Source organism: Flavobacterium sp. GP15 (assembly GCF_014281985.1).
GTDB classification, from domain to species: Bacteria; Bacteroidota; Bacteroidia; order Flavobacteriales; family Flavobacteriaceae; genus Flavobacterium; species Flavobacterium pygoscelis.
The window spans coordinates 769,650-784,174 of sequence record NZ_JACFTC010000002.1 but is presented as its reverse complement, the minus strand read 5'-3'; the positions used below and the strand labels follow the sequence as shown (position 1 = coordinate 784,174).

General features: G+C 31.9%; 12 protein-coding genes. 4 read left to right on the top strand and 8 right to left on the bottom strand.

The genetic code is table 11. The features are described 5' to 3' along the window. Window positions 1-65: 65 nt before the first annotated feature. Entirely contained in the window at window positions 66-785 is a 720-nt protein-coding gene (locus H2650_RS07680; protein WP_188050206.1) for a toxin-antitoxin system YwqK family antitoxin, read from the bottom strand. Between the two features lie 299 nt (window positions 786-1,084). On the opposite strand from H2650_RS07680, the gene H2650_RS07675 reads away from it, so the two are divergent. Beyond that, window positions 1,085-2,047, top strand: a complete 963-nt coding sequence (locus tag H2650_RS07675; protein WP_188050205.1) for a fasciclin domain-containing protein — start codon at window positions 1,085-1,087, stop codon at window positions 2,045-2,047. 419 nt (window positions 2,048-2,466) lie between these two features. Here H2650_RS07675 and yidC read toward each other — a convergent pair whose 3' ends face one another. The 7 genes from yidC to H2650_RS07640 all read right to left on the bottom strand — a co-directional run bounded on the left by yidC (window position 2,467) and on the right by H2650_RS07640 (window position 11,478). Then, a complete protein-coding gene (yidC, locus tag H2650_RS07670; RefSeq protein ID WP_188050204.1) occupies window positions 2,467-4,374 on the bottom strand; it encodes a membrane protein insertase YidC in 1,908 nt (635 codons plus the stop codon). Window positions 4,375-4,428: 54 nt separating this feature from the next. Continuing rightward, entirely contained in the window at window positions 4,429-6,042 is a 1,614-nt protein-coding gene (locus H2650_RS07665) for a CTP synthase (protein ID WP_188050203.1), read from the bottom strand. Between the two features lie 179 nt (window positions 6,043-6,221). After that, window positions 6,222-6,458, bottom strand: coding sequence for a DUF3820 family protein (locus H2650_RS07660; protein WP_188050202.1), 237 nt, complete (start codon window positions 6,456-6,458; stop codon window positions 6,222-6,224). A 72-nt stretch (window positions 6,459-6,530) separates the two neighbouring features. After that, a complete protein-coding gene (locus tag H2650_RS07655; RefSeq protein ID WP_188050201.1) occupies window positions 6,531-6,932 on the bottom strand; it encodes an OsmC family protein in 402 nt (133 codons plus the stop codon). Further along, on the bottom strand, window positions 6,932-8,869 hold the full coding sequence (locus H2650_RS07650) for a LysM peptidoglycan-binding domain-containing protein (protein WP_188050200.1): 1,938 nt from the start codon (window positions 8,867-8,869) through the stop codon (window positions 6,932-6,934). Before H2650_RS07650 ends, H2650_RS07655 begins: the two co-directional genes overlap by 1 nt. A 130-nt stretch (window positions 8,870-8,999) precedes the next feature. Continuing rightward, a complete protein-coding gene (guaA, locus tag H2650_RS07645) occupies window positions 9,000-10,529 on the bottom strand; it encodes a glutamine-hydrolyzing GMP synthase (RefSeq protein WP_188050199.1) in 1,530 nt (509 codons plus the stop codon). A 280-nt stretch (window positions 10,530-10,809) separates the two neighbouring features. Continuing rightward, on the bottom strand, window positions 10,810-11,478 hold the full coding sequence (locus H2650_RS07640; protein WP_188050198.1) for a hypothetical protein: 669 nt from the start codon (window positions 11,476-11,478) through the stop codon (window positions 10,810-10,812). 281 nt (window positions 11,479-11,759) lie between these two features. Between H2650_RS07640 and H2650_RS07635 the strand changes: the two genes are divergently transcribed. Genes H2650_RS07635 through H2650_RS07625 form a run of 3 tightly spaced genes read left to right on the top strand, consistent with a single transcriptional unit; the run spans window position 11,760 to window position 14,524 of the window. Beyond that, a complete protein-coding gene (locus H2650_RS07635) occupies window positions 11,760-12,149 on the top strand; it encodes a RidA family protein (protein WP_188050197.1) in 390 nt (129 codons plus the stop codon). Window positions 12,150-12,202: 53 nt separating this feature from the next. Further along, window positions 12,203-13,459: a voltage-gated chloride channel family protein gene (locus H2650_RS07630; RefSeq protein ID WP_188050196.1), complete on the top strand. Its 1,257-nt coding sequence runs from the start codon at window positions 12,203-12,205 to the stop codon at window positions 13,457-13,459. Window positions 13,460-13,519: 60 nt separating this feature from the next. Continuing rightward, window positions 13,520-14,524: a bifunctional oligoribonuclease/PAP phosphatase NrnA gene (locus H2650_RS07625; RefSeq protein WP_188050195.1), complete on the top strand. Its 1,005-nt coding sequence runs from the start codon at window positions 13,520-13,522 to the stop codon at window positions 14,522-14,524. Window position 14,525: the final 1 nt, after the last annotated feature.

Genomic DNA, 14,525 nt, shown 5'->3' with positions numbered 1-14,525 from the left:
AGGATTTCCTTATTAAAGAAAGACTACTTACACTGCAATTAAAAAGAGTTATACTGTATAAAAAATTACTTTTTAATTTTCACAGCAGGCTCAGCAAAGCTCATATTTGTTTCTTTTACCAATTTACCTTTTTCAAAAAACTGCCACATACCCTCTTTCTTACCATTGACAAATTTACCTGTAGAAGCAATATCTCCATTAGCATCTCTAAAAGTAGCGATACCATTATATACATTGTTTTTATAGTTTGATTCCTCTAGAAGAGTTCCTTTTTCAGTATATTTTTTATAAAAACCATTTTTTAAATTATTTTTATAAACAATTTCCTCCGCAACCTTACCACTGATATAATATACGGTACGAACACCTTCTAGTTTGCCTTTACTGTAGTTTTCAGTTGTCATTATTAAATTTGAATTTAAATGGTAATATTTCCATTCGCCTTCAAAAAGTTTATTGACTACCTTTCCTTCACTAACTTTATTATTTTTTTGATCATAAAAAATAGTATAAGCAACATTGTCTTTTGAGTTAAATTCTCGAGTTGCTATTAAAGAACCTTTCTTTGTATCATCAAAAAAATTAAAAACACCTATTTCTTTTCCGTGATCAAAAGTACCCTCATACCTGGGGCGCTTAGACTCATCGTAATTACCTTTCCATAAACCATGTTTCAATCCTTTTTCATCTAATTTATTATAATCTGTTACCTGGGCGTAAACACTATAATTGAATAGCATCATAGTTATAAACAGATATACAAAATATCCTTTTTTACTTTTCATATTATATTTATGTTATTAGACAAATTTAACTACTTTTTACTAGATAAAGCTAAATCTTAAAAAAAGAGAAATCTTAAATAAAAAATACTATTTATGTTTAACTTTTTTTAATATATGCAAAACAAAAAAACAGCATTTTCTAAGAATTCATGATAAAATAACAACTAAATAGCTAAATAACAACACTTAAACAAAAGTAAAAGAAATCATAAAGTGTATTTTTTGTTTAAAGTTTTTTATAATTTTATAAACAAAATAAATCTATTTTATTAAATTTTATTAAACAAAAAACAAACAACATGAAAAATTTAGGTAAATTTAAAGCAATCGCACTACTATTATTTGCTGTAGCTTTTGTCTCTTGTGACAATAGCGATGATCCAACTCCTATGCCTGTAGACAACACTATAACAGGAATAGCAGTTCAAAACCCAAATTTAAAAATTTTAGTACAAGCATTAACAAAAGCTGATTTGGCTACTACACTTAAAGGTGCGGGTCCTTTTACTATTTTTGCACCAACTGACGCAGCATTTACAGCATTTTTAAAAACAACTCCCTATGCAACTATAAATGATGTACCAAAAGAGGCACTTACACAAATCTTATTAAACCACGTAGTTAGCGGAGCAGTAAAATCAAATGCATTAACTACTGGCTACATCAAAACATTAGCAAAAGGAAGTGCTTCAACAACAAATAATTTAAGTATGTATGTTGATCTTAGTTCAGGAGTAAAACTGAATGGTGTTTCTAATGTAACAACTGCAGACATAATAGCTTCTAATGGCGTTATACATGTTGTAGATGCGGTTATTGGACTTCCTACAGTAGTTACTCACGCATTAGCGAATAAAAACTTCACCTCACTGGTTGGCGCACTTACAGGAGCAGGACAACCAGATTTTGTTGCTACTTTATCAGGAGCAGGACCATTTACTGTATTTGCACCTACTAACGCAGCTTTTACAGCTTTAAACGCAGAGTTAGCGCCAGGAGGAACACAAAGTGTTTCTGCAGCTGATCTTACAAAAGTATTGCAATACCACGTTGTAAGCGGAAATGTTTTAGCAGCAACATTAACAGAAGGTCAAATGGTAACTCCAATTCTAACACCAGCACAAAAATTCACAATTCAATTAGCTGGTGGCGCAAAAATTAAAGACGCAAACAATAGAATTTCTACAATTATAACAACTGATGTACAGTGCTCTAACGGTGTTATACATGCTATTGACAAAGTATTATTACCAGTTCTATAATTAAATAAGAGAAGTTATTATTTCTTAAACACAATAAATTACACACAAAAAAAAGGATCTTAAACTTAACGTTTAAGATCCTTTTTTCATTTAAAAATTATAATTTCTAACCGAATTGCTTATTTATAGAACCATTATAATTATTTAAAGCAATACTACAAATACATACTGTCTTACTGATCAATCTCTATTATCTTTGAATACACAATGACAATCTATTCACAATTCAAAGCTATTTGAATTAGAAAATTCTTTACAACAATTTTAGTCAAATTTAAAACAAACAAGTCTTCCCAATAAAAAAACTCCTTCACTGTTGCTTATTTTTTTTATTTACAAGCGACAGCGAGCCATAAAAAAAAGTCAACTGAATAAAACTAATTTCATTCAATTGACTTTTTAATAATTTAAAAGACTAATTATTTCTTCTTTTTATCTAATGCTTTTTGAGCTTCAGCTTGTTCCATAACTTCTTGCAGTTTTTTCTGGAACTTACCTTGTTTTTTAGGCTCTTTTAATTTGTTTTCTTGTATTTGAAGGTGAATCTTGTCGCTATCGATAAAGTATCTTTTGATGACAATCATAATACCAATAGTAATCAAATTCGAAATAAAGTTATACAAACTCAATCCGGCTCCATAACTATTAAAGAAAATTAACATCATTAATGGCGAAACATAGATCATGATTTTCATCATCTTAGCCATATCTGGCATACCTTCTTGCTGTGGCGCTGCCATTTGTTGATCTCCAGAAGTCATTTTCATGTAAAAGAAAATCGCTATTGCTGCTAATATTGGAAACAAACTAATATGGCTTCCGTACATAGGAATGTTAAAAGGCAATTTGATCACTTCATCAAAAGAAGATAAATCGTCTGCCCATAGGAAACTTTTTTGTCTTAACTCAAATGCTGATGGAAAAAACTGAAACGATGCATACATAAAAGGAAGCTGAATCAATGCTGGAATACAACCTGCCATAGGATTTACTCCTGCTTTGTTGTACAACTTCATTGTTTCTTGTTGTTTCTTCATTGGGTCTTTTTTGAATTTCTCTCCCAATTCTGCAATTTCAGGTCGCAATACTTTCATCTTAGCTTGCGATAAGAAAGATTTAAAAGTAATAGGCGACATCGCTATTTTAATAAGAATAGTAAAAACAATAATTGCAATACCATAAGAGATATAATCACTTAAAAAACCAAATAACGGAATAAATATAAATTTATTAATCCATCCGAAAATTCCCCAACCTAATGAGATAATTTTCTCCAAATTTTTATTGTAATGTTTAAGAGTTTTATAATCCGTTGGACCAAAATACCAACTCATTTTATGATCTAATTCTCCACTTGTAAAGGCTAAAGGAATATTAGCTTTAAATTGCTTTGTAAAAACAGTATCTATTTTATCGTCTTTCACTAAATTAACAGACTTAACTTTAGCTGTTTCTAATGGTGCTTTTGACAAAAGAATAGTTGAGAAAAAATGCTGTTTGAAAGCGATAAAGGTTGGTTTTTCAAGATCTTGTTCTTCGGTTTGTCCTAAACCTGCATAAGAAATTTTTCCATCTTTATGTTCAGAATAGATCTCGTTGTAACGATTCTCGTAAGAAATACTTTTTTCATTACGGTAAGCCTTTAAATCCCACTCTAAATCTAATGGCTTTGAAGTATTCAAAACCTTATTTAATCCTTGTGAACGAATATCGAAATCAATCATATAGTCGTTAGGCTTTAGAATATATTTGTATTCTAAAAATTCGCTAGGACCAGCTTTCAACTTCATAGACAATACTTGATCTGCTCCTATTTTTTCTAAAGTAGGCTCAAAATATAAATCTTTAGAATTCAAAGTACGGTTATCACTAGTCAACAACTGAATGTTTAAATTAGCATTGTTGTTCTTGATTAATTCAACTAATTGACCTGAACCTTTTTTAAATTTTTCGAATTTTTTTAAAGTTGCTTCTACAATGTAACCTCCTTTGTTTGCAATAACCAACTTTATTACTTCATTTTCAATAGTAGTAACACCTGCTTTTGCAGAAGGAAGTGTAGCTGAATAAGCAAAATTTCCAAGGTTTTTTTGCAATTGAGCCAATTGGGTAGAATCGCCAGTTGTTGCAACTGCAATAGTAGCTTTAGCAATAACTTTAGCTTCTAACTCTTTGGCTTTAGCTGCCTTAATAACCAGTTCTTTTTGTGCTTTTTCAGCAGCTACCACTTTCGGGTCTGGTTGATTTTGATACATGATAAAAATCAAAATAGCAAAAATTAATACAAAACCTATAATCGAATTGCGGTCAAATTTCTTTTGTTCCATTGTAATTAAAAAAATTTTTAAATTTAAAGTGTACTGAAACGAAATCGCTTCTAGTTATTTTTTCTTTGATTGAACTGCTGCTGCCACAAAATTCACAAAAATAGGATGCGGATTCGCTACCGTACTTTTATATTCTGGATGGTATTGTACACCAATAAAAAACGGATGTTCTTTTATTTCTACAATTTCAACCAATCCTGTATCTGGGTTAACTCCAGAAGCAATTAATCCTGCGTTTTGCAATTGTGCCACATAATTGCTGTTGTATTCATAACGATGACGGTGACGTTCCGAAATAGTGTCTTTACCGTATATTTTATAGGCTAATGAATCTTGTTTTATGTCACATTTCCATGCTCCTAAACGCATCGTTCCGCCTTTGTCTGTAATTGTTTTCTGCTCTTCCATTAAGTTTACAACAGGGTGTACCGTTTGTTCATTCATTTCTGTAGAATTAGCATCAGCCATACCTAAAACATTTCTAGAATATTCAATAATTGCCATTTGCATACCCAAACAAATACCAAAGAAAGGAATTTTATTTTCACGAGCGTAACGAACTGCTTCTATTTTACCTTCAATTCCTCTTTCTCCAAAACCTGGAGCAACAAGTATTCCATCTAAATTAGCAAATTTTTCGCTCAAATTAGTAGCATCAATATGCTCAGAATGTATTGATATTACATTAACTTTAGTTTCATTAGCAGCACCAGCATGAATAAACGCCTCTAAAATAGATTTGTAGCAATCTTGCATTTCTACATATTTACCAATCAATCCAATATTTACTGTGTGTTTTGGATTTTTCAATCGCTTTAAAAAGATGTTCCAATTTTTTAAATCTGGAGCTGCTTTTTTAGGCAAATCTAATTTCTTTAACGCCACAATATCAAGTCCTTCTTCTAACATAAGATTAGGGACTTCATAAATAGTAGCTGCATCTATAGATTGAATAACGGCTTCTCTTTTTACATTACAAAACAAAGCTAATTTATTTCGTAATTCTTCTGACAATTCATGTTCTGTTCTACAAACTAAAATGTCCGCTTTAATTCCGCTTTCCATCAACGTTTTTACAGAATGCTGTGTTGGCTTTGTTTTTAACTCACCAGCAGCAGCTAAATAAGGAACTAAAGTCAAATGAATTACAATAGCATTATTTTCGCCTAAATCCCAAACCAATTGTCTAACAGACTCGATGTAAGGCAAAGATTCTATATCACCAACCGTTCCGCCAATTTCAGTAATTACAATATCAAAGTCACCTGAATTACCAAGCAACTGCATTCTATCTTTTATTTCATTGGTAATATGAGGTACTACTTGTACCGTTTTACCAAGAAACTCTCCTCTTCTTTCTTTTTCAATAACCGAAAGATATATTCTACCAGTGGTAACATTGTTGGCTTGTGAAGTAGGAACATTCAAGAAACGCTCATAATGTCCTAAATCTAAATCGGTTTCTGCACCATCGTCAGTAACGTAACATTCCCCATGTTCATAAGGATTTAATGTTCCTGGATCTACATTAATATAAGGGTCAAACTTTTGAATAGTTGTACGGTAACCTCTTGCTTGTAACAATTTTGCCAAAGAGGCTGCAATGATCCCTTTCCCTAAAGAAGAAGTCACACCGCCTGTAACAAAAATATATTTCGTCTGATTCATTCTGTTGTTGTTTGTGTTGTAGTTGTGTAAAAAAACGTGGCAAAAGTACGAATTAAATTAGAGAAATTGCCAAATAGATAATGAGAAAATAAAGAGATAATTTAATTAGAAATTTTATACTAGGAACATAAAAAAAAGCTACTTCATTTTATATTGAATCCTAAATGTCAAAAATCAGTTTATGAATTTGGTTTTGGATACTTTTTCTTAATATTTCTGATTAATTCCTCTAAGCCATTAAGTTTCAATTCATATATTAATTTCAATTGTTCTCCTAATTCTCCTTTTGGAAAACCTTTATTGCTATACCAAACGATGTAATACTCCGGAATATCTATAAGAAACCAACCTTCGTATTTTCCGAAAGGCATTTTTGTATGAGCTAATTTTATAAGTTGTTGTTGGTTTTGATCCATTTTATAAAAAAGAAAAAAGAAGTAAGCTTAAAGATTTACTTTACACTTACTTCTTTTTTATATAATTGATTATTATTTCCAGTTAAAAGTAATTCGCTTTTCAACCTCTGGATGTAAACTTAAAAATACAGGACAAGTCATTGCTGCTCTTTCAAGAATCGTTTTGCTTTTTTGATCATTGGTTCCTTGCATCTGAAAAACAATTTCAATAGCGCCAATACGTCTTGGTTCTGCATTCATAATCTTTACAACTTCTGCAGTAGAACCTTTCAAATCCACTTCTAAATCTCTTGCTTTGATCCCCATTATGGTCATCATACAAGTTGCCAAAGCATTTGCAACAGTATCCGTTGGAGAAAAAGCTTCTCCTTTACCATTATTATCTACCGGTGCGTCAGAAAGAATTTCAGTTCCCGATTGTAAATGAATTGAAGATGTCCTTAAATCTCCTAAGTAAGTTACTTTTGATGTCATTAGTTTGCTTCTTTAATAGTTAAATCAGTATCGTAGTACAAAATATAAATTCCTTTATTTGCATAACCGCCACCTTCTTTTTTATAAAATTCAAATTTATTATCTACTTGCTCTGTGGCAGTATTATCAATAGTTTCTTGATATTTTTTATCTTGTGCCAAACGCATCATAGTATCAAAAGTGATATCAAATCCTCGAGTTGCAAAAACATTTGGGTCAATTTTATTTTTCTTCTTAAATTCTTTTTCAAAAATCAGTGCTTCTGGAGATTCATTTTCGCGATTGACTGAAGGATAAGTCAACTTTAGTTTTGCAAGGTTTGCAATACTTACTTCATCTGTATCTAAAGTTTCATTAGGCTCTAATATAACCAACTGAACTTTATAAGTTGTCATAGCGCTTAACATTGCTGCTATTGTTGATTTTATCATTCCTGTGTTTCCGGTTTCCATGACAACATAGTTTATCTTATCGAGCACAAATAAACTTTTTAAATTTTCTGCAGAAACAGCACCATTCTCAGTCAAAGTCGAGAACTTAACATCTTTATGATTCTCCTTGATAAACTGAATAATAGAAAGTTTCTTTTTATCAACCACAGCAATCATATTCCCATTTTTAGAACGCATATAATCAAACATAGCATTTTTTACAGAATCTGGAGAGGGAACTGATTGATACACATTTGCAAAAGACACTACTTGATCTTTTGATAAAGGCGAAATTACAGGAACTTGGTTTTGCATTAATAATTCGGCTGTTTTCTCTACATTACTTTGATAAAATGGTCCAATAACAACATCTGAATTTTGCAAATTATTATTCTTTACAATTGCACTAACCAACGAACTATTTTTGGTTTCTTGAGAATCAAAAATAGCAATATCAATAGGAAGTCCTAAAACTTTAGCGGAATCTATAGCCATTAGTGCTCCCGCATAAAAATCTAAAGTCATATTAAGAAACTTATCCTTTTTTAAACGTTTTGCAGTCGAATTTAGCGTATCATCTTCAATTTTAGCTATATTAAAAGGCAATAGTAGCGCTAGCTTTTTTCTAGCAGTTGTTGCGTTTTTAGACAAAGCAACATAGTCTTTTTTAACTTCCTGAGTAACCACTACTGAACTAGGAATTTTCAAAATCATACCCTCGATCACACCTTCTGATAAAGTAGGGTTAATTTTGATAAGTTCTTCTTGGTTCATGCCAAACATCTTAGAAAGTCCATACAATGTCTCTTTAGGCTTTACAATATATTCTTGAAATGTTTTCTTATCAACTACTTGTACTGGAGCGGCTACTACAATCTCCTTTTTAGATTCTGCAATTACAGGAGCAACCTCTTGTTTAGGTGCTTTGCCTTTCACTAACAATTTAAAACCTTCAGGCAAATTAGAAACAACCTCAGGATTTTTTCGCTCTAATTCTTCTATTGTGATTCCGTATTGTTTAGCAATAGAATACTTTGTTTCTTTTGGTAAAACAAGATGATATACTGCTTTTTCTGGGGCTTCAGCAGTGATTTTTATATTCTTTTTTGATGGGATTATCAAAGTTTGACCAATTTGCAAACCCTCTTTTTCAAGAAATGGATTAGCTTGTTTCAGTAACTCGTCAGAGATACCATATTTTTTTTCAATACCATACAAAGTCTCCTTCGCTACTACTTGATGCGACACCCCTTCCGGAGTAGTCTTAGCAGGAATAGCAACAGGCAGTTTTACAGATATCGATGGAATCAACAAAACACTTTTAGGTTTTAAACCTGCTTGCGCATCCGGATTCAATTGGTAAATATCGTTAGGAGTAACATTATATTTCTCAGCAATCTGACTAATTGTTTCTCCTTTTTCAACTTTATGTGTTATCGTCTTTTGAGCAAAAGCTCCGCAATTAAAAAACAAAGTAGTCATACAAATTGCAAAAAAATGTTTCATCTTATTTATTTATAAAAATTATTCAAATCAGTAACAAAAATAACGGTATCAAATTTTATTCCAAAAATTTGATACCGTTTTTACAAAGAACATTCTGAGAATGATGTTCTACAGAAGATAAAAATCTAAATTATTCCCACTCAATAGTTGCTGGTGGTTTAGAGCTTATGTCATACACTACTCTATTGACACCTCTTACTTTATTGATAATATCATTAGACACTTTCATCAAGAAATCATAAGGCAAATGAACCCAGTCAGCTGTCATACCATCTGTAGATTCTACAGCACGTAAGGCTACTACTTTTTCGTAGGTACGCTCATCACCCATTACTCCTACACTATTTACAGGAAGAAGAATTGCGCCAGCTTGCCATACTTTATCGTATAATCCCCAAGATTTTAATCCATCGATAAATACAGCATCTACATCTTGTAAAATTTGTACTTTCTCCGGTGTAATATCTCCTAGAATCCTAATGGATAATCCAGGTCCAGGAAAAGGATGTCTTCCTAATAATTCAGGATCAATTCCTAGTGACGCTCCTACTCTACGTACTTCATCTTTAAAAAGCATACGCAAAGGTTCCACAATTTTCAATTTCATGTAATCAGGTAAACCTCCTACATTATGGTGTGATTTTATCGTTGCCGATGGCCCTTTAACAGAAACGGACTCAATAACATCAGGATATATGGTTCCTTGTGCTAACCATTTTACATCTTTAATCAGTTGAGATTCATCATCAAAAACTTCAATAAAAACACGTCCAATTATTTTACGTTTGGTTTCTGGATCACTAACTCCTGCTAACTCAGATAAGAAACGATCTCCTGCATCTACTCCTTTTACATTTAAGCCCATTCCTTTGTATTGATCTAATACACTTTGGAATTCATTCTTACGGAGTAATCCATTATTAACAAAAATACAATATAAATTTTTTCCAATAGCTTGATGCAATAAAACTGCCGCTACGGTAGAATCTACGCCTCCCGAAAGCCCAAGAACTACTTTATCATCTTGCAATTTCTCTTTAAGTTCAGCCACCATGTCTTCAACAAAAGCGTTTGGCGTGAAATTTTGAGGAACTTCAGCAATTTTAACTAAGAAATTCTCTAACATTTTAGATCCATCCGTAGAGTGAAAAACTTCTGGATGGTATTGAATTGCATAAGTAGTTTCGCCTTCAATTTTGTAAGCTGCAAATTCTACATCGTGAGTACTTGCTAGTTTTACGCCATTTGTAGGCAAAGCTTTTATACTGTCGCTATGACTCATCCAAACCTGACTGTTCTCTGAAACTCCTTCAAAGAAAACTTCATTCTCTTTTATAAAAGATAAATTAGCCCTACCATATTCTCTTGTATTTGAAGCCGCAACTTCGCCGCCACTAAAATGAGCTAAATATTGCGCTCCGTAACAAACGGCAAGTAAAGGTAGTTTTCCTCTAATTTGAGATAAATCCGGATGAGGCGCATCTTCTGCTCGCACAGAAAAAGGGCTACCTCCAAGAATTACCGCTTTATAAGATGATAAATCAGTTGGAAAATTATTGTATGGGAAAATTTCGCAGAATATATTTAATTCGCGAACTCTACGCGCAATAAGCTGTGTATATTGCGATCCGAAATCTAAAATAAGTACGTTGTGTTGCATGCGCAAAAATACTTTTAATATTTTGAATTGAAAAATTGAATTTTGAAAATATTCAATTTATTTTATCAAAGTTTAATTTATAAGGTTTTTGACTCTATCATAAAAACGCTAACATCAAAAAACTTTATACTAAAGAAATGATTTCAAAAAAAATAAATAGTTCTTTTTACAAAATCAAAATTTATAAAAACTCCTCAAATTAGTTATCAACATGAATATATAAAAAAGACCTCTGAATCAAACTCAGAAGTCTTTTTTTTAACTCTTATAATTTTAAAAATTACTCTTTTACTAATATTATAGTTGCTTTAAAGCCAGTTCCAAGATTCCATTGACTAGCAGAAATCAATCCGCCTTTATCATCATAGACTTTAAATTCTGCTGTATTGGGCCCAGAACTTCCTTGGTTTAACGCTTCAAAATCAATTTTATTAAATCCTTTTTCTAATACAATTTCAAAACCTTTAAATTCACTATCCAAGTTTACCTGATACTGTATCACTTTATCATTAAGATATACTCGGATCTGATCTCCATCTACATATGCAGCATCACGATACATAACCTTTGCAGTAGTTGAACCTGTTGGGTAACTTCCTAAATTTTGATTTTTTCTATACACAATACCCTCAGTATTATCCTCTTTTTTGTTCCATTTATCTCTATAAACATCTCCAGGATTAATAAACTCATTCTTTGGAATCATTGAAAAATTATTAGCAGGAGCTATAGTACCCGTGGGTTTTGGGTTAGGATTAAAAATTTCAGGATTTTTAAACACGTTTGGTTTTGTAATAGGAGGAATATCTAACTTAGGTGGTGTTTCTTTTTTAATTTTTGGAGCATTATTTTTAGGTGGAATCGCTTTAAACTTAGAGTTGAATTCACTCTGAGCGTATCCACTTAAAGACATTGTAATTATAATAAATAAGAATAAAATCCTTTTCATAACTTTCAAATTAATTTAACTGTGCTTGTATATTTTTAAAAATAAAAAACATTTACCATTTAATCACAAATCATATTGTAATTTAACTTTCATTTATAACTCAAAATACTTGTTTTTATTGCAATTTCTAGTAGAAATAACTATTTGATGCAAAACAAAAATCAAATTTTTAAATTATAAATCTATATTCTTTATTTATGATTTTTCTCTAAATTGCAAAAAATATACCAAAAACGAAATTTAAATCCATAAAATCTAAAATCCTCTAAAAATCAAGCAAAATGAAAAGACAAAACATACTTACAGGCTCTCCTTGGGAAGAAAAAATGGGTTATTGTCGCGCAGTACGAATAGGAAATACTGTCGAAGTATCAGGAACTGTAGCTATAATTGATGGTGTAAATGTAAAATCAAACGATGCACACGCACAAACACTAAATATTTTAGAAAGAGTAGAAAAAGTACTAGAAGAACTTCACGTAAGTATGGAAGATGTTATTCGCACAAGAATATTTACTACTGATGTTTCCTTATTTGAAGAAATAGCAAGCGCTCACGCTAAGTTTTTTAAAAACATAAAACCAACTACTGGTTTTTATGGCATCAAGCAACTTGTAGCACCTGAATATTTAGTTGAAATAGAATTTACTGCAATCTCTAATGAAAAATAGTAATTCGATTGAGATTATAATACTTTTGTGAAAAACACATTTCCATTGACCAAATGATTTTAGAAAAAAGCAAAAACACTTTATTTACTGCTCTCAAATGGATCATCATTTGCACTATAATAGGTATTCTTTCTGGATCAGCTTCCGCATTTTTTTTAATAGCTTTAGAATGGGCCACTCATTATAGAGAAGAGAATAATTGGATAATTTGGTTCTTACCTTTAGGCGGTTTACTCATAGGATTAAGTTATTATTACTGGGGACAGTCAGTTGTAAAAGGTAATAATTTATTACTAGAGGAATACGAAAATCCACAAAAAACAATTCCATTAAAAATGGCTCCTTTAGTGCTTTTTGGCACTTTAATCACTCATCTTTTTGGAGGTTCTGCAGGTCGTGAAGGAACAGCCGTACAAATGGGAGGTGCCATTGCCGATCAATTTACAGGTCTTTTTAAACTTGACAAAAGTGACAGAAAAACAATTTTAATTTTAGGAATAAGCGCTGGATTTGCCTCTATTTTTGGAACGCCTTTAGCAGGAGCATTATTTGCTTTAGAAGTGGTTATCTTTAGCAAAATCAATTTAAAAAGTGTGCCTCTTTCTTTTTTAACCGCTTATGTTGGCTACTACACCGTTGAAATCTGGCACGTAAAACATACGATTTACTCGATTCCATTTGTTCCAGAAATGAGTTTAACTACTTTATTCTGGATCTTTCTTGTGAGTATCTTATTTGGTTTAGCAGCGATGTTGTTTTCTAGAAGTACGCACTTATGGGGAAATTTATTTTCTAAAACTATCGCTTATCCACCATTTCGCCCTTTTGTGGGTGGAATCATTTTGGCAACAGCTTTATTTTTTATTGGAACTTCAAAATATACAGGTTTAGGAGTTCCTATGATCGTAGAGGCATTCTCCACTCCTAATGCTCCCTATGACTTTTTGATGAAAATATTATTTACTGGTTTTACTCTAGGCGCAGGTTTTAAAGGTGGTGAAGTAACTCCTTTGTTTTTTGTAGGAGCAACTTTAGGGAGTGCTTTATCTCTTATTGTACCGCTACCAATAGCGCTATTAGCAGGAATGGGATTCGTAGCAGTATTTTCTGGAGCCACACACACACCAATTGCTTGTACCGTAATGGGATTGGAACTTTTTGGACTTGAAAGTGGTTTGTTTATTGGTTTGGCATGCCTAATTGCTTACTTTTTTTCAGGATCAGTAGGCATCTATAAAACCCAAATTGTAAAAGGACCTAAATACCATTTATATCAAAAATTTAAAAGAAAAGGAACAGACCTTTTATAATAGGTGAAAATCGTGTTAATGATTTCAAGATTAGCGTAAAAAAATGTAATTTCGCACTCTATGAAAATACAAGACATTCAAGCGATTCAGTTGTTATTATCAACTCCAAAAAAGATTGCCATAATCCCACACCGAGGTCCTGATGGGGATGCGATGGGTTCGACCTTAGCACTATACCATTTTTTAATAAAAAACAATCATCAACCGGTTGTGGTTTCTCCAAATGAATTTCCAGACTTTTTGGCTTGGATGCCTGGATCAGAAACCGTTAAAATATTTGAAAAAGACAAAGAAAACTGCACAAAAATACTCGAAGAAGCAGAACTTATTTTCACTTTAGATTTTAATGCTTTGCACCGTACAGGTGAAATGGAATACGTTTTAGAAAAACTTAAAGCGCCATTTATTATGATTGATCATCACCAAAAACCGGATGATTACGCTGCTGTTACGTATTCTGATACATCATTTGGTTCTACTTGTGAAATGATATATAACTTCATTTCCTTTCTTGGAAAAAAAGAAGACATTGACAAAACGATCGGTACATGTATTTACACTGGAATTTTAACTGATTCAGGTTCCTTCCGTTTTCCAAAAACAACTGGAAACACTCATAGAATTGTAGCTGAATTAATTGATTTGGGCGTAGAGAATACAGAAATTCCAACGCTACTTTTTGACAATAGCGGTTTTGAACGTTTGCAATTATTAGGTAGAGCGCTTCAAAACATGAAAGTCATAACAGAACACAAAACGGCATATACTACTTTGACTCAAGAAGAATTAAATTTTTTCAATTATGTAAAAGGAGATACAGAAGGAATAGTAAATTATGGATTAAGCATTAAAGGAATTCATTTCGCAGCAATTTTCATTGAAAATAAAGAAGAGAAAATAATTAAGATCTCTTTCCGTTCACAAGGAGAATTTGATGTAAATCAGTTTGCTAGAGATCATTTTCAAGGTGGTGGACACCGCAATGCCGCTGGAGGAAAATCAGAATTAACAATGCAAGAGACAATACAGAAATTTGAATACTTAGTCATGAAAACAAGCTTATAAA

What these genes read in the sequence shown, in the direction of transcription:
- H2650_RS07680 (WP_188050206.1), bottom strand. Translation starts at nt 785, where the DNA reads ATGAAAAGTAAAAAAGGATATTTTGTATATCTGTTTATAACTATGATG.
- H2650_RS07675 (WP_188050205.1), top strand. Translation starts at nt 1,085, where the DNA reads ATGAAAAATTTAGGTAAATTTAAAGCAATCGCACTACTATTATTTGCT.
- yidC (WP_188050204.1), bottom strand. Translation starts at nt 4,374, where the DNA reads ATGGAACAAAAGAAATTTGACCGCAATTCGATTATAGGTTTTGTATTA.
- H2650_RS07665 (WP_188050203.1), bottom strand. Translation starts at nt 6,042, where the DNA reads ATGAATCAGACGAAATATATTTTTGTTACAGGCGGTGTGACTTCTTCT.
- H2650_RS07660 (WP_188050202.1), bottom strand. Translation starts at nt 6,458, where the DNA reads ATGGATCAAAACCAACAACAACTTATAAAATTAGCTCATACAAAAATG.
- H2650_RS07655 (WP_188050201.1), bottom strand. Translation starts at nt 6,932, where the DNA reads ATGACATCAAAAGTAACTTACTTAGGAGATTTAAGGACATCTTCAATT.
- H2650_RS07650 (WP_188050200.1), bottom strand. Translation starts at nt 8,869, where the DNA reads ATGAAACATTTTTTTGCAATTTGTATGACTACTTTGTTTTTTAATTGC.
- guaA (WP_188050199.1), bottom strand. Translation starts at nt 10,529, where the DNA reads ATGCAACACAACGTACTTATTTTAGATTTCGGATCGCAATATACACAG.
- H2650_RS07640 (WP_188050198.1), bottom strand. Translation starts at nt 11,478, where the DNA reads ATGAAAAGGATTTTATTCTTATTTATTATAATTACAATGTCTTTAAGT.
- H2650_RS07635 (WP_188050197.1), top strand. Translation starts at nt 11,760, where the DNA reads ATGAAAAGACAAAACATACTTACAGGCTCTCCTTGGGAAGAAAAAATG.
- H2650_RS07630 (WP_188050196.1), top strand. Translation starts at nt 12,203, where the DNA reads ATGATTTTAGAAAAAAGCAAAAACACTTTATTTACTGCTCTCAAATGG.
- H2650_RS07625 (WP_188050195.1), top strand. Translation starts at nt 13,520, where the DNA reads ATGAAAATACAAGACATTCAAGCGATTCAGTTGTTATTATCAACTCCA.